The sequence below is a fragment of the Faecalibacterium sp. I3-3-33 genome (genome assembly GCF_023347295.1).
GTDB lineage: Bacteria > Bacillota > Clostridia > Oscillospirales > Ruminococcaceae > Faecalibacterium.
Genome location: NZ_CP094469.1, coordinates 22,344 through 43,478, shown reverse-complemented (window position 1 = coordinate 43,478; position 21,135 = coordinate 22,344). Strand labels below are relative to the sequence as shown.

Here is a 21,135-nt window from a genome sequence, read left to right as displayed (position 1 = left end):
CCGGCTGCTGCCTTGGCAGCGCCGCCCCGCCGCCAAGGGAACAACACGGAGGGTAGATCCTATGAAACTGGTAAGCGTGGAAACTCCTGAAAAGAGTGTCTGCAAAATGACCTTCAGCGCTACGGCTGAGGAACTGGAGGCCGCCTCCAATGCGGTCTATGAGCGCACCCGCGCCACTTATACCATCAAGGGCTTCCAGAAGGGCGAGGCCGACCGCGCACAGATCGAGGCTGACCGCGGCGAGCACACCTTCTGGTACGATGCCATCAACGATCTGATGGATCAGGATGTGCCTGCTTTGTACGAGGCTGCTTTGAAAGAACACGGCTTTGCGCCGGTAGATGATCCCAGCTACGATCTGGTAAGCGTGAAGAAGGACGAGGGCTTTGTGGCTACCGCCACCGTGGCGCTGCAGCCCGAGCTGAAGCTGACCAAGACCACCGGCTTTACCTCCCAGTGCGTCACCCCGGAGGTGACCGACAAGGAGATCGACGCGGTGCTGGAGCGCCGCCGCAACTACGCCGCAGAGCTGGTGCCCCACAAGGGTCCCGCTGTGAAGGGCAATGTGGTGCACATGGACTTTGAGGGCCTTCTGGACGGCGTGCCCTTTGAGGGCGGCACCGCAAAGGATCAGTCCGTGCAGCTGGGCAGCGGCCGCATGATCCCCGGCTTCGAGGACGGCATTCTGGGCCACAAGGCAGGGGACGAGTTTGAGATCAACGTCACCTTCCCCAAGAACTACCACGGCAAGGAGCTGGCAGGCAAGCCCGCTGTGTTCAAGATCAAGCTGCATGACGTGTGTGTGCGTCAGCTGCCCGCCCTGAACAGCGATTTTGCCAAGAAGATGGGCAAGGAGACCATGGAGGAGTACCGCGCCTTCGTGAAGAAGCAGCTGTTCGACGGCCGCCACGGCGGTGCGCTGAACCACGCCAAGGACATGATCCTTGGTCAGCTGGCCGATGCCGCAGAGGGCGAGATCCCCAGCATTCTGGTGGAGAACGCCTACCAGCAGCAGATGCAGAGCATCCAGCAGCAGCTGCAGATGCAGCGCATGAGCCTGAACACCTACCTGAGCCAGATCCATGAGACCCGCGAGAGCTTTACTGCCAAGGTGCGTGCCGCCGCAGAGAAGAACACCCGCGCCCGCATGGCACTGCTGCAGGTCGCCCAGCAGGAGAACCTGCTGCCCACCGACGAGGAGATCGACAAGCAGCTGGCTGAGCGCGCCGAAAAGACCAAAAAGACGGTGGAAGAGATCAAGGCTGGCACCGACATCGCCGCCCTGCGCCGCAGCGAGGGCATCCGCAAGGCTGCCGATTGGGTCATCGACCACTCCACCATCGAGGAAAAGGTAGAGAGCAAGTAAGCGCCGCCGATTTGGAATGCGCTCCGCTTTGCTTTGCGCATACACAGCGGAATTATTATTTTTAATAGAGCAATGCCGGGCGGTCTGCGGACCGCCCGGCATTGCATTTTCACGGGAAAGGCCGTAAAGGAGAACTGCATTCCTTTCTGTGAAAAATGAACCGGGAAAATCCGCAGATTTTCCCGGTTCTCAAATTTAAAATTGTTTTTCCTCTATTGATGCGCAGAGCAGCGCGGAGCGCATTCAAATCGTTTTTCAGGTCAAGAGGTTGAAACCCATAATGACCACGCCCAGCACCACTAGCACTACGCCGGTGGCGCGGTTCAGGGTCTTGGGGGTTGCCTTGTTGGCAAACACGGCGGCAATGCGTGCCCACAGCAGGGTGAACGCCACGCACAGCACCCATACCAGCCAATCGGGCGTGCCGCCGATCATAAAGTGGGACACTGCACCAGTCAGGGCGGTAAAGGTCATAATGAACACGCTGGTGCCCACGGCAGTTTTCAGCTCGTACCCCAGCACGCTGGTGAGGATGAGCAGCATCATCATGCCGCCGCCTGCACCGATAAAGCCGCAGATGAAGCCGATAAGCACGCCGCACACCACCGACTGCACCGCGCGCTTTTTTGCGCTGACCCCCTGCATGGCTTCCTTGGTGGTCATCACCGGGCGCAGAATGAACTTGACGCCCAGCAAAAAGGTCATGAACACCGAGAAGCCGCCCATGGTGGCGGAGGGCACCTTGCTGGCCACCCAGCTGCCCACCACCGTAAAGGCAAGCACGCTTGCCATCATGATCAGGCCGTTTTTGATATCCAGATTCTTGTTTTTATGGTAGGTATAGGCAGACACTGCGCTGGCAAGCACATCCGAGGAAAGGGCAATGCCCACGGCCATGTAGGGATCCATGTGCAGAAAGGTGATGAGCATGGGGCTGATGACCGCCGCCGCGCTCATACCGGCAAAGCCGGTGCCAAGGCCGGCACCCATGCCGGCAAAAAAGGTGACAAGCACCGTAAACAGCAAGTGCATTTTATCCATTCTCCTTTAAGATCTCGTCCAGATTTTTCCCGATGACCTCCATGGTGCGGAAGAATGCCTCCCGGGTGGGAGCGTCCGTGTTGTCCAGCAGGCGGGCAAAAAAGCGCTCCTGCACCTCGCGTCCCCGTGCGATGACCGGCTGCGCCTTTTCGGTGCACAGCAGCTGGGTCTTGCGGCGGTCGCCCGCCACGGCGCGGCGCTCCAGATACCCCTCCTGCACCAGACGGTCCACGTTTACCGAAACGAGATTTGCCTTGATTTTGCGGATCTCCACGATATCCCGGGCGGTGGTGCAGTCCGGGTTGTTGGCCAGAAACATCAGGATGTCAAAAGCGGTTTGAGGCAGCTTTAGTTCCTGACACAACGGCTTGCACATGGCGCTGTACGCCTGCGCGGTCTTGAAGCTGATCTCTATGGTAGGGTTCATGGGACGCTCCTTTTGTTCTTATATGGATAGTTCATTTTTGAAGTATTATAGTTCAAATAAGGGAAGATGTCAAGAGAAAAAAGGGTCCTGAAAAGCCTGCGGCTTTTCAGGACCCAAAAATCGAACCAGTATTTCAGAACACCGCCACGGCGACCAGACGCACCAGCAGGGCGCACAGCCATGCCACGGCGCACTGGTTCACCACCATGATGGTAGCCCACTTGCCGCCAAGCTCCCGCTTGACCGAGGCCACCGCCGCGATGCAGGGGGTGTACAGCAGGCAGAACACCAGCAGCGGTGCGGCCTGTGCCGGGGTGAGGGCTGCGGTCAGGGCAGCCGTAGAGCCGAAGAGGATGAGCAGCGAGGACACCACGCTCTCCTTTGCCATAAAGCCGGTGATGAGGGCGGTGGAGATACGCCAGTCCGCAAAGCCCAGCGGGGCAAACAGCGGGGCGATATCGCCCGCGATGCGCGCCAGAATGCTGGCCTGCGGGTCAGCGGTCAGCCGCAGCTGCAAATCAAAGTTCTGCAGGAACCAGATGACGATGGTAGCGGCAAAGATGACCGTAAAGGCCTTCTGCAAGAAGTCCCGCGCCTTTTCCCACAGCAGCTGCGCCACGTTTTTCAGGCCGGGCAGGCGATAGTTGGGCAGTTCCATGACAAAGGGCACGGCCTCGCCCTTGAACACGGTGCTCTTGAGCAGCAGCGCCGCCAGCACGCCCACCAGAATGCCGGTGAAGTACAGCAGCACCATCACAAGCCCCGCGTACTTGGGGAAGAACGCCGCCGCGAACAGGCTGTAAATGGGCAGCTTTGCCGAGCAGCTCATGAACGGGGTGAGCAGGATGGTCATTTTGCGGTCGCGCTCCGAGGGCAGGGTGCGGCTTGCCATCACGCCGGGCACGGTGCAGCCAAAGCCGATGAGCATGGGCACGATGCTGCGGCCGGACAGGCCGATGCGGCGCAGCAGCTTATCCATCACAAAGGCGACACGCGCCATGTAGCCGGTATCCTCCAGCATGGAGAGGAAGAAGAACAGCACCACGATGATGGGCAGAAAGCTCAGCACGCTGCCCACGCCGGTAAAGATGCCGTCGATGACCAACGAGTGCACCGCCGCGTTGACGTTCCAGCTGGTCAGGGCGGTGTCCACAATGCCGGTCAGGGCGTCGATGCCCATTTCCATGAGGTTCTGGAAGAACAGGCCGATGACGTTGAAGGTAAGGAAGAACACCAGACCCATGATAGCGATAAACGCCGGGATGGCGGTGTACTTGCCGGTAAGGAACTTGTCGATGCGGTTGGAGCGCAGCTGCTCCTTGCTTTCGTGAGGCTTGACCACCGTCTGCGCCACCAGTTCCTGAATAAAGGAGAACCGCATATCTGCAATGGCGGCGGCGCGGTCCAGCCCGCGCTCCTGCTCCATCTGCACGATGATATGTTCGATCATCTCTTTTTCGTTGGGGTCCAGCTTCAGCGCTTCCTCAATGCGGGGGTCGCCCTCCACCAGCTTGGTGGCGGCAAACCGCACCGGGATGCCCGCCGCCTTGGCGTGATCCTCAATGAGGTGCAAAATGCCGTGGATGCAGCGGTGCACCGCGCCGCCGTGGTCATCCTCGCTGCAAAAATCCATCCGCCCGGGGCGCTCCTGATACTTTGCCACATGGACGGCGTGGTCTACCAGCTCGTCCACGCCCTCGTTCTTGGCGGCAGAGATGGGGATGACCGGGATGCCCAGCATGGCTTCCATCTTGTTGATGCGCACCGTGCCGCCGTTGCCGCGCATTTCGTCCATCATATTCAGCGCCAGCACCATGGGGATATCCAGCTCCATCAGCTGCATGGTCAGGTAAAGGTTGCGCTCGATGTTGGTGGCGTCCACGATATTGATGATGCCGGTGGGCTTTTCGCCAATGATAAACTGCCGGGTGACGATCTCCTCGCTGGAATAGGGGGACATGGAGTAGATGCCCGGCAGGTCGGTGACCTCGGTCTCCGGGTGCCCCTTGATAGCGCCGCTCTTGCGGTCCACCGTCACACCCGGGAAGTTTCCGACGTGCTGGTTGGAACCGGTGAGCTGGTTGAACAGGGTGGTCTTGCCGCAGTTCTGGTTGCCCGCCAGCGCAAAGGTCAGGGTCTTATCCTCCGGCAGGGGATGCTCCCCCTCCTTGGTGTGGTACTTGCCGCCCTCGCCAAGACCCGGGTGCTCCACCATCTTCCCGTCCACCGGGGCGTGCACCGCCGGGGTCTTTTCGGTGGGGGTCACGGTGATCTGTGCCGCGTCGTCCAGACGCAGGGTCAACTCATAACCGTGGATGCGCAGCTCCATGGGGTCGCCCATGGGTGCCAGCTTTACCAGCGTGACCTCCACCCCGGGGATCAGACCCATATCCAGAAAATGCTGCCGCAGTGCGCCCGCACCGCCCACAGCGTCTACTATGGCGCTTTTGCCGATCTGTAACTCTTTTAACGTCATATCCGTTGCCTTCTTTTATATGTACCATTCTTATATGTTAGTCCGTGTTAACAAATGTAGTATAGGCTAACTGGCAGCGGATGTCAATAGAGAATATAGACACAAAAAAAGCACCGCACACTCTCAGGCGAGAATATGCGGTGCTCCGGTTCAAATCATTATTACTTCACGGTGTGGTAGCCATCAGGGTTGTTCTTCTGCCAGTTCCAGCTGTCGGCGCACATCTCCTCGATGCCGTACTCAGCCACCCAGCCCAGCTCGTTCTTGGCCTTGGTGGGGTCGGCGTAGCACTCGGCGATATCGCCGGGACGGCGGGGGTCGATGACGTAGGGGATCTCTTTGCCGCAGGCCTTGGAGAAGGCGTGGATGACATCCAGCACGCTGTACCCCTTGCCGGTGCCCAGATTGCAGATGAAGAGGCCGCAGCCGGTCTCCAGCTTGCGGATGGCGCACACATGGCCCCGGGCCAGATCCACAACGTGGATGTAGTCACGCACACCGGTGCCGTCCGGGGTGGGGTAGTCGTTGCCAAAGACGTGCACCTTTTCCAGCTTGCCCACAGCCACCTTGGCGATGTAGGGCATCAGGTTATTGGGGATGCCGTTGGGGTCCTCGCCGATCAGGCCGCTCTTGTGGGCACCGATGGGGTTGAAATAGCGCAGCAGCGCCACATTCAGGCTGGGGTCAGCCTTGCAGACGTCCTGCAGGATGCGCTCGGTGAAGGCCTTGGTGGTGCCGTAGGGGTTGGTGGTAGCGCCCACGGGGAAGTCCTCGGTGATGGGCACACTGGCGGGGTCGCCGTAGACGGTAGCGGAGGAGCTGAACACGAAGTTGTGGCAGTCATGATGACGCATCACGTCCAGAATGACCAGCGTGCAGTTGAGGTTATTATAGTAGTACTCGATGGGCTTGGACACGCTCTCGCCCACAGCCTTGTAGGCTGCAAACTGGATGACGGCGGTGATATCCGGGCACTCGGAGAAGATCTTTTCCACTTCTTCGCGGCGGGTCATGTCTGCCTTATAGAAGCGGAAATCCTTGCCGGTGATCTGCTTGACCCGATCCAGAACCACAGGAGAAGCGTTATAATAGTTATCTGCCACCACGATATCGTAGCCAGCGTTCAACAGTTCGATGCAGGTGTGGCTGCCGATGTAGCCGGCACCGCCGGAAACCAAAATTGCCATAGCCGAGTACCTCTCTCACATAGTATTATCACTTTTATCTCTTTGCGCCGGGCGCTGCCCGGTCTGCTTAAAGAATACCGCTTTTTGCCGCCGACTGCAAGGGGCGCTTTCTTTATTCAGATATATTTTTGTTGCAGCTTTTTCCCGTGCACTTTTGATTGACAGAGATTTTTTGCACCTTTCACATGGAGAGAATGCGCCGTTTGTGCAAAACATAGAAATAGCGCGCTGCGCAATGAGGTTTGCCGCTGTGCGGCAAATGACGTGCTGTGCAATGATGTTCCGGCTGCGCCGGAAATGATGCAGCCGCCGCAGGCGGCCATTGTGCCGTAAGGCACACATCATTTGTCCGCAGGACAACATCATTTCCCGCAGGGAACATCCTGCCACGCAAAAAACGTCTGCCGGAGCAGACGTTTTTGCGTAATGTATCATTTTTAAAGCTTTCCGCACTGTTTGCCGGTGAAGAACCGCAGGGTGGTGGTGGCGCGGAACACCTTGCCCGCCCGCAGCACCGTGGAGGGGAACTCCGGGTGGGAGGGGCTGCACGGATAGTGCTGGGTCTCCAAGGCAAAGCCGCCGTACTTGCGCAAAGGCTGGCCGCCCTTGCCCGGGGCGGGGCAATCCTGCAAAAAGTTGCCGGTGTACAGCTGGATGCCCGGCTGGGTGGTGTACAGCTTCATACTGATGCCGGTCTTATCGCTGGTAGCCCATGCGCAGATGCTCTGGCTGGAACCGCGTGCGCGGTCGATGACATAGCAGTGGTCGTAGCCGCCGCCTACCATGGTGGTCTGGGAGAAGCCGGTGTCGATCTCCTTGCCGATGGTCTTACCGGCGGTAAAGTCCATGGGGGTGTTCGCCACGGGCAGGATGTTTCCGGTGGGACAGGTGGTATTGTTGCCCTCCAGATAGCGGGAGGCGTAGATGCGCAGCTTCTGGTTCAGCACATCGCCGCCGCCATCCAGATTGAAGTAGCTGTGGTTGGTCAGGTTTACAAGGGTGTCGGCGTCCGAGGACACACGGTAGTCCATGCGGAAGGTGTTGTCATCGGTGAGGGTATAGCGCACCGCGATCTTCAGCGTACCGGGAAAGCCGTCCTCGCCGTCGGGGCTTACGGCCTCCATCAGCAGGGTATCGCCGAAGTATTTCACCTCATAGATTTTCCGGGAAAAGCAGCCGTGCAGATGGTGCTCACCGCAGTTTTTTTCCAGCTGGTAGGTCTTGCCGCCCAAGGTAAAGACGGCGTTTTCGATGCGGTTTGCGTAGCGCCCCACAAAGGCACCGCAGCAGGTGCTGCCGGACGAGGTGAAGTCGTTTTCGTAATCTGCCATGGTGTCGTGACCCAGCACCACATCCACCGGGCCGTTTTTGGCCGGGACGATGATATTTTTGATCACGCAGCCGTAATCCAGCACACTGACGGACATACCGCCGGGGTTCGAGAGGATGTACTCGGTAACATTAGCGCCCTCTTTGGTCACACCGAAGGGCTTGGAACGGATCTGTGCCATTGGGCCTCGCCTCCTAAAGTTTTTTTCGGAAATGCAAAAGGGGGCAGACTACCCCCTTTGCATCTTGTCTGTATTTATGATTATATCACAGTTTTACGATTTTGTGTTGGATTCATTTTAGAATTACCATCCAATTTTTGCGGCGATTTTTTGTTAGAATCATCGAAAGTGCCTACAATACCAAAAAGCGCCCCGCACTTCCGGTGGAAATGCGGGGCGCTTTGGAGATACGGGCTGTATGCCTTATGCCTCCGGCTGGGGCTGTGCCGCAGAGGACTGGGCGGCAATGAATTCGGCGGCATCGTCCGGGATGTCGTCCAAGTCCTCGTCGCTGCCGATGTCCACGTTGAGCGGCGGCTTCTTGAACAGGATATCGTACAGGATGGGCACGATATACAGGGTCATCAGGGTGGCGTAGCTCAGGCCGCAGATGATGACGATGGCCATGCCGCTCATCAGCTGGCTTGCCATATCGTTGCTGAGCACCATTTGCAGCATGGCCAGCACGGTGGTCAGGGTGGTCATCAGGATGGGGCGCATACGGGTCTTGCCGGTGGCCACCAGCGCGGCGCGGCGCTCCATGCCGCCCATACGCAGCTGGTTGGCGTAGTCCACGAACACGATGCCGTTGTTGACGACCGTACCCATCAGCACGATGAAGCCCATCATGGAGATCATGGTCAGCTGCTGGCCGGTGAGCAGCAGGCCCAGCAGACCGCCGGTAAAGGCCAGCGGCACGGTAAACAGCACGATGAAGGGGGACAGCAGGCTCTGGAACTGTGCCACCATGACAAGGTACACAAAGGGCAGAGCCAGTGCCATCCACTGGATCATCTCATTGGTCATATAGTTGACGCTGTCGCTCTCGCCGCCCATGGAGAAGGAGCAGCCTTCCGGCATCTCATCGGTGAGGGCAAAGGCGTCCAGCGCCTTTTTCACTGCACGCGCCTGCACCGTGGTGTTGTAGCCCGGGGCAGTCTCGGCGGTGACGGTAACGAACTGGTTCTGGTTCTCGCTGGTGATGGAGTCCGGCGTGGTGCCGGTGGTCCAGCTGGCGATATCCGACAGCTTGCAGGTTCCGGTGGCGGTGGTGCCGTCTGCGGACATGACGGTGGTCTCAAAGGTCATGTCCATCATGTTTTCCTTGGTCAGCGGGTCCAGATTGTTGCTGATCTGCACGTCCATGGTGGTGCCGTCCACGGTAACAGGGGTCTGTGCCGTGGTGGTGGTGGTCAGCTTTGCCGCGATCTGCTGGTACACCTGCGCAACGGTCAGGCCGTTGGCGCGCACCTTATCGCGGTCCACCTGCAAAATGATGGTGGAATCGCCCGCGCCCAGACCGTTGGTGGCGTTCTGGAAGCCATCGGTGCTGTTCACGATGTCAATGACCTTCTCGGACAGGGCGGTCAGGGTCTCGGCATCGGTGCCGTAGATCTTGATGGTCAGACCGGTGGACAGCTGGCTGGTCAGGTCATCGGTCATGCCGTACTGCTGGACGGTGGCGGTGCAGTCCGCCACCCCGGCCACGGCTTCTTCCATGGCTTTGCAGGCGGTGTCGATCTCGGAAGAGGAGAGCTCCTCGTTGAGCTTGACGTTGATCTTGTACTTGCCGTAGCCGTTGGCGGCGTTCAGCAGGTCGGTGATGGTGGAGGGCAGGCCAAGGTTGGAGACATCCATGCCCGACACGGTGTTGTCGGGAGTAATGCCTACCTCCTCCACGCCGTCCACGGCCATCACAGCCTGCACCACCTTACCAGCCACATCGTAGGACTCGTCCTTCGAGAGGGTGTCGGTGGTAGAAAGGGTGATCATGGCCTCGTTGCTGGTGCTGGTGGGCAGCAGCACGATGCCCATGGAGACCACCCGCCAGCAGCAGAACACCAGCAGCAGCACTGCGGCTGCCAGCGGTACAAAGCGATTTTTCAGCGCCTTTTCCAGACTGCGGCCGTAGGCGTTCTGGATCTTATCGAACCATGCCAGCTTTTTGGGCTGGGCGTTCTTCAGCACGGTAGCCGAGGCGGCGGGCACCACGGTCAGTGCCACGATGAGAGAAGCCATCAGGCAGTAGCCGATGCACAGGGACATGGGGCCCATCAGGCTGCGGATGAGGCTGGCAGAGAACACCGCCGGCAGGAACACGCAGACCGAGGTAAGGGTAGACGCCACAACGGACATACCCACCTGACGCGCGCCCTGCACCGCCGCGCGGGCGGCGGGCACGCCGCGGCCGCGCAGACGGTAGATGTTCTCGATGACGACCACCGAGTTATCCACCAGCATGCCGATGCCCAGCGACAGGCCGGCCAGCGTCATAACGTTCAGGTCCAGCCCGGTGAAGTACATCAGCACCACGGCAAACAGCACCGACAGGGGGATACTGACGCCGACCACCAGCGTGGGCTTGATGTCCTTCAGGAAGATGGCCAGCACGATGATGGCCAGTGCGGCACCCACCAGCATACTGGTGAGGATGCTCTTGATCAGGATGCTGATGTAGTTGCCCTGATTGGACAGCACCACAACGTGCAGGCCCTTGTACTGGGCTTCCAGCTCCTTGAAAGCGTCCAGACAGTTGGCAGATACGTCACCTGCGCTGGAACTGTCGTCCTTGTAAATTTTCAGCACCGAAGCCTGCTCGCCGTTCAGGCGGGTATAGCTGTCGGCGGCGTTGTCGATGATCTCCACGTCTGCCACATCAGAAAGACGCACGTCGCCGTAGCCCTCCACATGGAGCAGCAGGGCACCGCGGATATCCTCCACGCTGTCGTATTCCTCGCCCACCTTCAGTAGCCACGACTCGCCGCTTTCGTCCTTGACGTAACCGGCGGGCATGGAGAAGTTCTGGGCGTAGATGAGGGTGGCAAGGGTCTTGATATCCAGCTGCTTGGCCACATCGGCGCTGGCAAGGGCTTTTTCTCTGGCGGCCTCATACTGGAGCTTTGCCTCGCTGAGCTGCTTTTCGTACTCGTTCAGCATCTCACGGGCATCCGTAAACTGCATATAGGCAACCAGCTGCTGCTGGGTAAAGTTGCCCAGCGCCTTGGAGAACTCTGCCATCATGCCGGGCACATTGTCCATGGCTTTGATGGTGTCCTCCAGCGTCTTGTAGATGACGTTCAGGCTGTCCTGCAGCTGCAGCTCGTCTGCAAGGTCTGCTGCGCCCTCGCCCTGCGTGCCGGTCTCGGTATTGATGCGGTTCTGCAGGGTCTGCAAGGCAGAGGAGAGTTTATCGGTGATATCGCGCAGCTCGGACACGATCTCGATCAGGGAGTCGATATCCCGCATACCGGTGCTGTTGAACTTGTCCAGCACCCGCTGCAAACCGGCCTGCACCTCGATCAGTGCCTGCTGCACCTCGGGCTCCTTGACCACGGCGATCAGGTTGTTGACGCTTTGCAGCAGCGCCTCGGCCTGCTTGCGCACCACCTCTACGGCGTCGCCGACCTCAGAGCTCAGGGTGCCCATGACAGTGTTGGACACCGTGTTGCCAAAGTTCCGGTACTGCTTGTCGTATTCCGCGCGGCCGGCCTTGATCTTGGCCTCGGCATCCTCCAACTGGGCGTGCGCTGCTTCCAGCTGGGTGTCGATGAGCTCCATCAGCTTTTCGTTGATGGCATCCACCTTTTCCTGATTCAGCTGCACCTGCACCAGCTGCTCCACAAGGCCGCTGGAAGATACGCTGGACACGCCGCCCTTGCGCTGGACGTAGGGGGTCATGGTGTTCTTGATAAAATCAGAAAGCTCGTACACCGAACTGCCCTCGCGGCTGACAGCCACGGTCATAAAGGCGTTCATGTTCACGCTGTACTGTATCACAGAAGGGGTCAGGGCAGTATCCGGCAGGTCGCTCTTAGCCTGATCCAGCTTGTTGGACACCTGCACCATTGCGCTGTTCATGTCCGTATCATCCACGAACTTCATCAGCAGCAGGCTGTAATTTTCAGCCGAGGTGGCGGTGATATTTTCCACACCGGGCACTGTAAGCGCGTTTTGCAGCACATCCGAGACCTCGGTCTCCACACGCTCCGGGCTGGCACCGGGATACACGGTGACCACCATCAGATACGGTGTGCTGACATCCGGCAGCAGGTTGGTTTTCATCTTGGTGATCGACACAAAGCCGAGCATCAGCACCATGATGACCGCAACCAGCACCGTAAATGGTTTTTTGACACTGAATTTTTCCATCTTATCCTACCGTTTCTCTGCAGCACCGCCCGGCACAGCAGTTTTTCCACCTTCGTGGGGCAATGGGTTCCTAACATTCCTATTATACACGCAAGGCGTGTGCTTTCAATAGCGGGGCGGCGAATCTTTTGCGAAAGTTGTGTCAAAATCTGCGAAACGCACAACTTTGCCGCCCCAAAACCGGCAGTCTGCCTGCCTTCCTCCCCTCTGCCGCCGGACAAAATTTCGACACTTTTTCCCATACTGCATACGGTTGAGCGGGGGGAATCATTGCAGGGGAGGGGAAATTTTAGGGGATGCCCCTTCCGTCATCGCCTGCGCAGCGCTGGATGAGGGGCAGCACTCGTTAGCTCCGCACGCCCTCTCAGTCAAAGCCTGACGGCTTTGCCAGATTCCCCCTTTTGTCACCTACGGTGACATCTTCCCCCGGAGCGGGGGAAGTCTTTCCTCAAAGGGAGAGCCAAGATTTAAAAGCCGTTGCTAAAGTGTTAGGAAAAACGAGAAAGTTCCCGGTAGTGGTCTTGCCTCTCCCTTTGGGAGAGGTGGCATCGCGCAGCGATGACGGAGAGGGCGCGCCCGTCTCCCAAAGACTTTTCTTTTTGCATAGAAATGTGCTTTTGATTATGGTATACTAACAGCAGACTGAAAAAGCTGCCCCTTGCGGGGCTTATCCGATACAAAAACGAGGAACACTATGAAAAAAGTCATTTCGGTCCGTTTCAAGGAAAACGGCAAGAGCTATTATTTTGATCCCGGTGATGCTGTCGTCCACACCGGGGAGTTCGTGATCGTGGAGACTGCCCGCGGCGTGGAGTGCGGCGAGGTGGTGCAGGGCGTGCGGGAGCTGGCAGATGCCGCCGTGCCCAAGGCGCTGAAGCCCATCACCCGCATGGCCGACAGCGTGGATATCCGCCGGATGCGCCAGAATCGCGAGGACGAAAAGCGCGCCTACCGCACCTGTCAGGAGTGCATCGCCCGCCACGGGCTGGAGATGAAGCTGGTGGAGGCCGAGTACACGCTGGACCGCTCCAAGATCATGTTCTACTTCACCGCCGACGGACGGGTGGACTTCCGGGAGCTGGTCAAGGATCTGGCCGGCATCTTCCACACCCGCATCGAGCTGCGCCAGATCGGCGTGCGCGACGAAAGCAAGATGATCGGCGGTCTGGGCATCTGCGGCCAGCCCTTCTGCTGCAGCCGCTTCTTAAAGGATTTCCAGCCCGTTTCCATCAAGATGGCCAAGGAGCAGGGACTTTCGCTGAACCCCACCAAGATCAGCGGTGCCTGCGGCCGCCTGATGTGCTGCCTTGCCTACGAGGAAAGCGCCTACGAATACCTGAACAGCATCATGCCCATGGTGGGCAGCACGGTGCGCACCCCGGACGGTCTGGGCACCGTGCTGGAGGTGAACCCGGTATCCGGCTACCTGCGGGTGCGCTGCGGCACCGAAAGCCTTGCACCCCGGTACTACAAGGTGGGCGTGTGCGAGTATGTGAGCGGCGGCAAGCGCCCGCCCCGCCGTCCCGACCCGGACGATGATTACTCCGGCGTGCGCAACCCCGCCCCGGTGGTGGCAAGCTCCGACGACGAAAAGCGCCCCGCCTGCCCCCGCCGCCGCGCAAACGAAAAGGAATGAGTGTCCGGGCGGTTAGTATCATAAAACTAACTAGACTTCGTGATTTTCGCTAAAAATCTCCGGCAATTTTGGCTATAAGTTAGGCCGTGCTTTTGTGCAACCCCACAAAATATTTTATTTTGTTGTTGTGGCAGCACGGTTAGTCTTGCCTTTTCCGGCCTGCTTTGTTAGAATGCAGACAAGGATACAAATTCCGGGGGGCGTGCGTGGCCGTGCCAAGGTACGTTTCTTCATAATTACATCGGCACGGGATAAAAAAGGAGAGTTTATTATGGCACACAAGGTTTCTGACGCATGTGTTGGCTGCGGCGCTTGCGAGGGCGCTTGCCCGGTTGGCGCTATCACCATCGAGAACGGCGCTGCAGTTGTGAACGCTGATTCCTGCATCGATTGCGGTGCTTGCGAGGGTGCTTGCCCCACTGGTGCAATCGCTGCTGAATAATCAGTAGTTTTTGCTGAAAACGCATCAAAAAGGACTGCTGCACATCTGTGCAGCAGTCCTTTTTTGTGGTATCATAAAGTAAACTCATGAAAAACGCAGTTCGGCGCGTCCGCAGACGCGCCGAACTGCTGAATCAAAAAATATTTTTCCGCTGCACATGGCCAAAGCACATGCGGCGGCCATTCCTGATCGTCCACCGCAAAAGAGGCACTGCACAAAATGCTGCGCAGCCGCCCCGCTTTTTGTTTCATGCACAAATTCCGCAGGAAAATACCCTGCATTTTTTGGAAGGGAAACGGCACACTCTCTATGGAACATTCTACGGAAGTTTTGTATAATAGAACTATGGTCTATTGCACCCCGGAGCACCGGTTCGGCTCGGATGCGCTGCTGCTGGCACGCTTCTGTGAGCCAAAACACAGCCAGAAAGCCGCAGACCTGTGCTCCGGCTGCGGCATCGTGGCGCTGGAATGGCACGACCGGGGGCACCGCGGCCCCTGCACCGCGCTGGAATTGCAGCCCGAGGGCAGCGCCCTGCTGGCGGCAGCGGTGGAAGAGCAGCAGCTGGGGCATATCACCCCCGTCTGTGCCGACCTGCGCACATGGCGGCAGGACGAGGGGCAATTTGACGTGTGCGCGTGCAATCCCCCTTATTTTACCGAGGGGCCGCAGAGCCAGAACGCCGCCCACGCCCTTGCCCGGCACGAAAACACCTGCGCTTTGGAGGATGTCTGTGCCTGCGGCTTCCGGCTTTTGAAGGACGGCGGGCGTCTGGCGCTGTGTCACCGCCCCGAGCGGCTGGCTGAGGTGCTGGCTGTGCTGCGCGCCCACCGGCTGGAACCCAAGCGGCTGGCCTTTGTGAAGAACGCCCCGGAAAACGCCCCGTGGCTGTTCCTTGTGGAAGCCCAGAAGAACCGTAAAACCGGCCTGCGGGTGGAGCCGGACGTGCTCATCCGCGCCGGAGCGGCGCTGTACGGACGATAAATTCAGGAGGTAATTATGGCAGGAACTCTCTACATTGTGGCGACCCCCATCGGCAATCTGGAGGATATGCCGCCCCGGGTGGCTGCCACCTTTGGCGCAGCCGACTTTATTGCCGCCGAGGACACCCGTGTGACCATGAAGCTGCTGAATTATCTGGGGCTGAAAAAGCCCATGGTCAGCTACTACGAGCACGCTTTGCAGAAGGGCGAAGCCATTTTGCAGCGCATCGAGGCAGGGGAGAGCTGCGCCTTGTGCAGTGACGCCGGAATGCCCTGCGTGTCCGACCCGGGCGAGGTCATCGTGCGGGACGCACTGGCGCGGGGCATTAAAGTAGTGCCCATCCCGGCCGCATCGGCCTGCGTCACAGCGCTGGCAGTCTCCGGGCAGGACACCTCCCGCTGGGTGTTCGAGGGCTTTCTGCCGGTGAACCGCAAGCAGAAAAAGGAGCGTCTGGCCGAGCTTTTACAGGAAAAGCGCACCGTCATCTTTTACGAAGCGCCCCACAAGCTGCGCACCACGCTGGACGATCTGACCGCCGCCTTTGGCGCAGACCGCAGCATTACCCTTTGCCGGGAGCTGACCAAGCTCCATGAGGAGATCTGGAAAACCACCCTGGGCGAGGCCGTGGAGCACTACCGCGCCGCCGAGCCCCGGGGCGAGTATGTGCTGGTGATGGCGGGTGCGCCCGCCGGTGCCGCCGAGGAAGAGGAGCTCACGCTGGAACAGGCGGCGCAGCGCGCTTTTGCGCTGACCAGCGAGGGTTTCAGCGCTTCTGCCGCCGCCAAGGCTGCTGCGCAGGGCACGGCCTATTCCAAGAGCGAAGTGTACAAGCAGCTGCTGCTGTTGCAGCAGACTGCCGAATGAGGTTAGAGGAGGATATTGTTCCGTGACAAAACTACTGGTCCTGAGCGACAGCCACGGCGCGCGTGACGCCATTAAGCGCATTTTGAACAAAGAGCAGAACAACGTGGATGCTGTGATCTTTTTGGGGGACGGCCTGCGGGATCTGGAACAGGCGCTGGCCTTTTTCCCTCATCTGCGGGTGTATTCCGTGGCCGGCAACTGCGATTACGGTGCGCTGGAGCCGCTGGACGGCCTTGCGGGCTTTGATCAGACGGTGGTTTTCTATACACACGGTCACATGTATGGCGTGAAATACGATCTGGATACGCTGGCAGACGCCGCCGCCGCCCGCGGGGCAGAGGTGGCGCTGTTCGGCCACTCCCATATTCCCCACGCGGAGCAGCGGGGCAATGTGTTTTTGTTCAACCCCGGCTCCTGCGGGCGCTGCTACACCGGCCCGGACACCTACGGTCTGCTGACGCTGGAAAACGGCGCAGTGACCGCCTATGAGCACAAAGAGGTACCCAAGCAATGAGCATCAACGAGGTGCGCTATCTGCCGGAATGCGGCAGCACCAACGCCTATGTAAAGGAACATTTCGAGGAGTTCGGCCCCGTTGCGGCGGTGTATACCGAAAACCAGACCGCCGGGCGCGGGCGGCTTGGCCGCAGCTGGGTAAACGCCGAGGGCAAGGCGCTGTACTACACGGTCGCCATCAAGGAGCCGCTGGCGCAGCCCGCCACCCTGCCGCTGCTGGCAAGCCTTGCGGTGCGCCGCCAGTTGCAGCTGCGCTACGGCGTGGACTGCCAGATCAAGTGGCCCAACGACCTTTTGCTGAACGGCAAAAAGCTGGTGGGCATCCTGTGCGAAAGCGTGAGCTACGGCTATCAGCAGCAGGGGCGCGGTATCCTGTGCGGCATCGGCATCAACCTTGCCCAGCCCCAGAGCTATTTTGACGCCGCCGACCTGCCCCACGGCACCTCGCTGGCGCTGCAGGGCGCTGCGGTGGATCTTGCCACCGACCCCGCATGGCTGGCGGAGGGGCTGACCGATTTTGGCTTTGACCGCAGCCTGTACACCTTTGCCCGGGACGGCTTTGCGCCCTTCCGGGAGGAATACAAGGCCGCCTGCATCAATCTGGGCCGCCGGGTCACCTTTGACCTGCCGGACGGCAGTCAGGGCGCAGGCGAAGCCGTGGACGTGGACGCCGAGGGGCGTTTAGTGGTGCGCACCGATGCCGGGGAACAGCACGTTTTCACCGGGGAAGTGTCGGTGCACGGCATCTACGGAGCAGTATAATTATAAAAGGGGCAGATGCACAACCGTGCATCTGCCCCTTTTATCTTTGACGATTTGGAATGCGCGCCGCGTTCGCTTTGCGCATAATCAGCGGAAAGCATATTTTATAATTCGCAATTCTGGAAAATCTGCGGATTTTCCAGAATTGCCTTTTCACGAGAGGGGTTATCTTCTCCGCTTCATTTGACGGCGGCGCTGGTTGAGGGTCAGCCCGCCGCCGCAGCGCAGGGTGACAAAGCCCAAAGCGCACAGGATCAAAATCAGGGCGCAGAGCAGCAGCAGGGTGGCCTTGATATCGGTGCGGAAGTCCGACACATACTCCCGGTGGGTCACAAGGTCTACCTGTCCCACCTCGTAGCCATCCAGATAGACGGTGGCGGTGCCCAGCTTCTGCCCCTCCTTGACGGTAGCGGAAACGCGCTCGGGCAGGTCGAAGGAATAACTCACCTTATCGTCACTGTGGCCGTAGCCGCTGACCGGGGCGGCGGCGTACAGCTCCACAACCGGCTCGGTGCGGCACTTGTTCAGGTCTACCGTGGTCAGCACGGTCTTGGTATCCACCAGCGGCCGGTCGGCAAAGCTGGCAAAGGCCCAGTCGAACAGGTCGTCGCACTCGGTAAAAAGATGATCCAGCGTGTCGCAGCCAAGGATCACCAGCCCGTAGTTGTGGCCGTCCTGCTGGGCAAAGGCCACGGTACAGCGGCCTGCCAGCGTGGTAAAGCCGCCCTTGACCCACTGGACATACTCCCGGTAGTTGGTGCTTTCGCTGTTCATCAGGCTGTTGGAGCTGCTGATGGTGTGCTCTGCCTTGCGCAGATTGGTGGCCGGCAGCACATAGCTGGCGGTGCCCGCCACCTGTGCAAAGGTCTGGTTCTGGGCGCAGGCGGCGGCGATCTTTGCCAGATCCTGTGCGGTGGACACGTTGCCGTAGTCAAACAGGCCGTGGGCGCAGGTAAAGTTTGTGCCGGTGCAGCCCAGCTCTGCTGCCTTGGCGTTCATCTGCTGCACAAAGCCCACCACGCTGCCCCCCACGTCCCACGCAATGACGCTGGCGGCGTCGTTGGCGCTGACGATGAGCATCGCGTTCAGCAGGTCGATGCGGCGCACGGTCTCACCGATGCGCAGCCCTATGGTGGTGCCGTTGGCGTTCTGGATATCCTTGAACTCCTGCGTTAAATCGGTGGGCACGGTCACTTCACCGTTCAGGTCCTTGCCGCTTTCCACCAGCAGCAGGGCGGTCATCAGCTTGGTCAGGCTGGCGACATATTTCTGCTGGTCGGCGTTCTGGCTCAGGATGGTCTTGCCGGTGTCCGCGTTGAACAGATACACTGCCTCGGTCTCTGTTGCAGTCTGGATGGGCATGGGGTATACTGCAAATACCGGCAGCACTGCACTGACGGCGACCGCCAGCGTGAGCACCAGTGCCGCCAACCGGCGGCAGAACGTGTTGTGAAGCATGAAGGTACCCCCTTGAATCCCGCTCCGGCAAAACCGGCGCGCACATTTTTGTTCCTTACTTATAAGAATACCATAAAAGAACCAAAAGAGAAAGGTGGTTTTTAACAATGTTCTTATCCTTTTGTGGAAAAACGCCCCGCGATGAGGGCGCAGCTTTTGTAGCCCCCAGCGCTACGGTGCAGGGAGATGTGGTTTTAAAACCCGGCTCCACCGTCTGGTACGGTGCGGTGCTGCGCGGGGATGACGGCACGCTGACCATCGGCAAAAACAGCAACGTGCAGGACAACGCGGTGCTGCACTGCGACATCGGCGGCTGCGTGACCCTTGGCGAAAACGTCACGGTAGGGCACTGCGCCCTGGTGCACGGCTGCACCGTAGGGGACGGCAGTCTCATCGGGATGCACGCCACCCTGCTGAACCATTGCGTGGTGGGCAAAAACTGCATCATCGGGGCAGGGGCGCTTGTGCCGGAAGGCATGGTCATCCCAGACAACTCGGTGGCAGTGGGCGTGCCCGCCCGGGTCATCAAGCAGGTGAGCGCCGCGCAGGTGGAAGCCAACCTGCACAACGCCGTGCACTATGTGGAGCACGGAAAGCTGCACGCGGAGCAGATGAAAAACGGGTGAGCGTGCGGCGCTGCGCGGGGGAAGTTACTGCTTGCCAGCAGCGGGCTGGAACGCTCCGCTGGGCCAGAGGCAGGGAGGGGTGTTCCGACTCCCCCCTCCCTACCTCTGGACTCCACCCACCCCGCAACGGGTCAAGGGCTGCACGCCCTTAACAATCCTAAAGAAGAAGTCGAAGCACAAAAAAGCTAGCGCTGCGCCAGTCGGCGCTATCGCTTTAACGCTTTTTTCGCTTCTCCATTTATAGCCCCTCAGTCGCTGCGCGACAGCTCCCCCCGGGGGAGCGGCTGCGCTCGCAAACTTTGCGGTTTAGCCGGAAACTTTACCTCCACCTCAAAAGGCGCCCCCTTGGGGGAGCTGGCGAGCGCAGCGAGACTGAGGGGGTTCGTTTTTCTTCTTAAACGTTTCATTTTGTATTTTTTTCGCACTGCGGTACAAAGTTTCAAGAACTTTTTTGATTTTTCACAGAAATGTAATGACTTTTTTCGTAAAATCGGGTATACTGTATCTTGCAGGGACAGTGGGGCCGCAACCACTTCCCCGCACATGATTCCTCCTCACACCAAAGCAATACCCCAAACAAGAACCCCCTCCGGTGTACCGCAAGCGCCGGAGGGGGTTCTTGTTGTTCTGTTATTTTTTAAAGGGTGCGCAGCTTTGCCGCGAACACCGAAAGCACCACCTTGGGGTTCACCTGTGCGCCCAGCCGCTGCAAGGCGGCGTCTGCCAGACGCACCGCCTGCCGCGCCTGTGTGCCCTGCACCGGGGCGCGGGGGCTGCTGCGCAGTCCCGCCGCTGCCACGGCGCGAAAATCGGTCAGCAGGGCGGCGGCAGCAGCTTTATCCTTTTCAAAGGCGGCAAGCAGCACGGCGGCGGTGTAGCTGTCCCGGGCGGCAGCGGCGCGGGCAAGCTCCAGCGCTTTTTCCACCTGTGCAGCGCGGGCTTCGTCCCGGGCGGCAGCCAGCACCGTGCCGATATGACCATCGAACAGCTCACTGTACAGTGCGGCTGTTTTTTTGTCCACCCCCTGCGCCGCGCAGTAGCGGGTGCAGTCGGCGGGGGACACCGGTGCCACCGCAAAGCTGACGCAGCGGCTGCGGATGGTGGGCAGCACACTGGCCAGAGAATCCGCCGTGAGCAGGAACAGCACCCCCTCCGGCGGCTCCTCCATCACCTTCAGCAGGGCGTTGGCGGATTCCTCGTTCATCCGCTCCACATGGTACAAAAGCACGGCGCGCCCCTCGGCGGAAAGGCTGGTGTTGAAAATCTCGCTGCGCATGGCGGTGACCTGACCCACCAGATACTTTCCGCCGCTGCCCATACCGGACACCGAGATGGCTTCCCGCACGATGCCGGTCTCCACCGTGCCGCTGTCGCGCTTACCGGCCTTTGCCACGGCGCGGCAGCACTCGCCCCGCAGCAGCGCCTCGGCGGCGGCACCGCCCGCCGGGTAGAGGTAGTCGGCGGCGATGCAGCGGGCGGCAAAGCCGGTACCAAGTCCGGCTTCGCCCACCAGCAGCACGCTGTGGGTCAGCCGCCGGGTGGCCAGCATCTGCTGCACACTGGTTTTCAGTTCTGCGTTGCCTTCCATGCGGTCCAGCATCATGATGAGGGTACTCCTTTTGTGAGACGGTCGTAAAACGATTTAGAATGC

At 59.6% G+C, this 21,135-nt stretch carries 18 protein-coding genes; 8 read left to right on the top strand and 10 right to left on the bottom strand.

The window, feature by feature from the left end; genetic code table 11:
* Nucleotides 1-61 precede the first annotated feature (61 nt).
* Nucleotides 62-1,366, top strand: coding sequence for a trigger factor (gene tig / locus MTP39_RS00165; protein WP_249241003.1), 1,305 nt, complete (start codon nt 62-64; stop codon nt 1,364-1,366).
* 255 nt (nt 1,367-1,621) lie between these two features.
* On the opposite strand, the gene MTP39_RS00160 is transcribed toward tig, so the two are convergent.
* The 7 genes from MTP39_RS00160 to MTP39_RS00130 all read right to left on the bottom strand — a co-directional run bounded on the left by MTP39_RS00160 (nt 1,622) and on the right by MTP39_RS00130 (nt 12,196).
* A complete protein-coding gene (locus MTP39_RS00160; protein WP_249241002.1) occupies nt 1,622-2,398 on the bottom strand; it encodes a sulfite exporter TauE/SafE family protein in 777 nt (258 codons plus the stop codon).
* Between the two features lies 1 nt (nt 2,399).
* Nucleotides 2,400-2,834: a MarR family winged helix-turn-helix transcriptional regulator gene (locus tag MTP39_RS00155; protein ID WP_006735258.1), complete on the bottom strand. Its 435-nt coding sequence runs from the start codon at nt 2,832-2,834 to the stop codon at nt 2,400-2,402.
* Nucleotides 2,835-2,967: 133 nt separating this feature from the next.
* Nucleotides 2,968-5,310, bottom strand: coding sequence for a ferrous iron transport protein B (gene feoB, locus MTP39_RS00150; protein ID WP_249241000.1), 2,343 nt, complete (start codon nt 5,308-5,310; stop codon nt 2,968-2,970).
* A 161-nt stretch (nt 5,311-5,471) separates the two neighbouring features.
* Complete coding sequence (gene galE / locus MTP39_RS00145; RefSeq protein ID WP_249240999.1) at nt 5,472-6,497, bottom strand: UDP-glucose 4-epimerase GalE; 1,026 nt, start codon at nt 6,495-6,497, stop codon at nt 5,472-5,474.
* A 15-nt stretch (nt 6,498-6,512) separates the two neighbouring features.
* A complete protein-coding gene (locus MTP39_RS00140; protein WP_249240998.1) occupies nt 6,513-6,932 on the bottom strand; it encodes a hypothetical protein in 420 nt (139 codons plus the stop codon).
* A 2-nt stretch (nt 6,933-6,934) separates the two neighbouring features.
* Nucleotides 6,935-8,008, bottom strand: a complete 1,074-nt coding sequence (locus MTP39_RS00135) for an aldose epimerase family protein (protein WP_249240997.1) — start codon at nt 8,006-8,008, stop codon at nt 6,935-6,937.
* Between the two features lie 243 nt (nt 8,009-8,251).
* Nucleotides 8,252-12,196 (bottom strand): efflux RND transporter permease subunit, encoded by a 3,945-nt coding sequence (locus tag MTP39_RS00130; protein WP_249240996.1) that lies wholly within the window; start codon nt 12,194-12,196, stop codon nt 8,252-8,254.
* 694 nt (nt 12,197-12,890) lie between these two features.
* On the opposite strand from MTP39_RS00130, the gene MTP39_RS00125 reads away from it, so the two are divergent.
* Together MTP39_RS00125 and MTP39_RS00120 are read left to right on the top strand one after the other, a co-directional pair.
* Nucleotides 12,891-13,832: a PSP1 domain-containing protein gene (locus MTP39_RS00125; RefSeq protein ID WP_249240994.1), complete on the top strand. Its 942-nt coding sequence runs from the start codon at nt 12,891-12,893 to the stop codon at nt 13,830-13,832.
* A gap of 271 nt (nt 13,833-14,103) precedes the next feature.
* On the top strand, nt 14,104-14,274 hold the full coding sequence (locus MTP39_RS00120; RefSeq protein WP_006735241.1) for a DUF362 domain-containing protein: 171 nt from the start codon (nt 14,104-14,106) through the stop codon (nt 14,272-14,274).
* A 71-nt stretch (nt 14,275-14,345) separates the two neighbouring features.
* Here the strand turns inward: MTP39_RS00120 and MTP39_RS00115 are convergent, their stop codons facing one another.
* The gene (locus MTP39_RS00115) at nt 14,346-14,525 is read right to left on the bottom strand and encodes a hypothetical protein (protein WP_249240993.1); all 180 of its coding nucleotides are present in this window, start codon (nt 14,523-14,525) and stop codon (nt 14,346-14,348) included.
* 58 nt (nt 14,526-14,583) lie between these two features.
* On the opposite strand from MTP39_RS00115, the gene MTP39_RS00110 reads away from it, so the two are divergent.
* Genes MTP39_RS00110 through MTP39_RS00095 form a run of 4 tightly spaced genes read left to right on the top strand, consistent with a single transcriptional unit; the run spans nt 14,584 to nt 17,400 of the window.
* On the top strand, nt 14,584-15,258 hold the full coding sequence (locus MTP39_RS00110; RefSeq protein WP_249240992.1) for a tRNA1(Val) (adenine(37)-N6)-methyltransferase: 675 nt from the start codon (nt 14,584-14,586) through the stop codon (nt 15,256-15,258).
* Between the two features lie 15 nt (nt 15,259-15,273).
* Nucleotides 15,274-16,122 (top strand): 16S rRNA (cytidine(1402)-2'-O)-methyltransferase, encoded by an 849-nt coding sequence (gene rsmI / locus MTP39_RS00105; protein ID WP_249240991.1) that lies wholly within the window; start codon nt 15,274-15,276, stop codon nt 16,120-16,122.
* Between the two features lie 22 nt (nt 16,123-16,144).
* The gene (locus tag MTP39_RS00100) at nt 16,145-16,636 is read left to right on the top strand and encodes a metallophosphoesterase family protein (RefSeq protein WP_006735233.1); all 492 of its coding nucleotides are present in this window, start codon (nt 16,145-16,147) and stop codon (nt 16,634-16,636) included.
* Nucleotides 16,633-17,400 carry a biotin--[acetyl-CoA-carboxylase] ligase gene (locus tag MTP39_RS00095; RefSeq protein ID WP_236130884.1) on the top strand — a complete coding sequence of 256 codons (768 nt, stop codon included), beginning with the start codon at nt 16,633-16,635 and terminating at the stop codon, nt 17,398-17,400. The genes MTP39_RS00100 and MTP39_RS00095 overlap by 4 nt, the downstream gene beginning before the upstream one ends.
* Before the next feature lie 165 nt (nt 17,401-17,565).
* Here the strand turns inward: MTP39_RS00095 and MTP39_RS00090 are convergent, their stop codons facing one another.
* A complete protein-coding gene (locus MTP39_RS00090; protein ID WP_249240990.1) occupies nt 17,566-18,858 on the bottom strand; it encodes a D-alanyl-D-alanine carboxypeptidase family protein in 1,293 nt (430 codons plus the stop codon).
* Between the two features lie 107 nt (nt 18,859-18,965).
* Here MTP39_RS00090 and MTP39_RS00085 point away from each other — a divergent pair, with 107 nt between their 5' ends.
* Complete coding sequence (locus tag MTP39_RS00085) at nt 18,966-19,484, top strand: gamma carbonic anhydrase family protein (RefSeq protein WP_249240989.1); 519 nt, start codon at nt 18,966-18,968, stop codon at nt 19,482-19,484.
* Nucleotides 19,485-20,121: 637 nt separating this feature from the next.
* Here the strand turns inward: MTP39_RS00085 and MTP39_RS00080 are convergent.
* The gene (locus tag MTP39_RS00080) at nt 20,122-21,087 is read right to left on the bottom strand and encodes a hypothetical protein (RefSeq protein ID WP_249240988.1); all 966 of its coding nucleotides are present in this window, start codon (nt 21,085-21,087) and stop codon (nt 20,122-20,124) included.
* Nucleotides 21,088-21,135 lie beyond the last annotated feature (48 nt).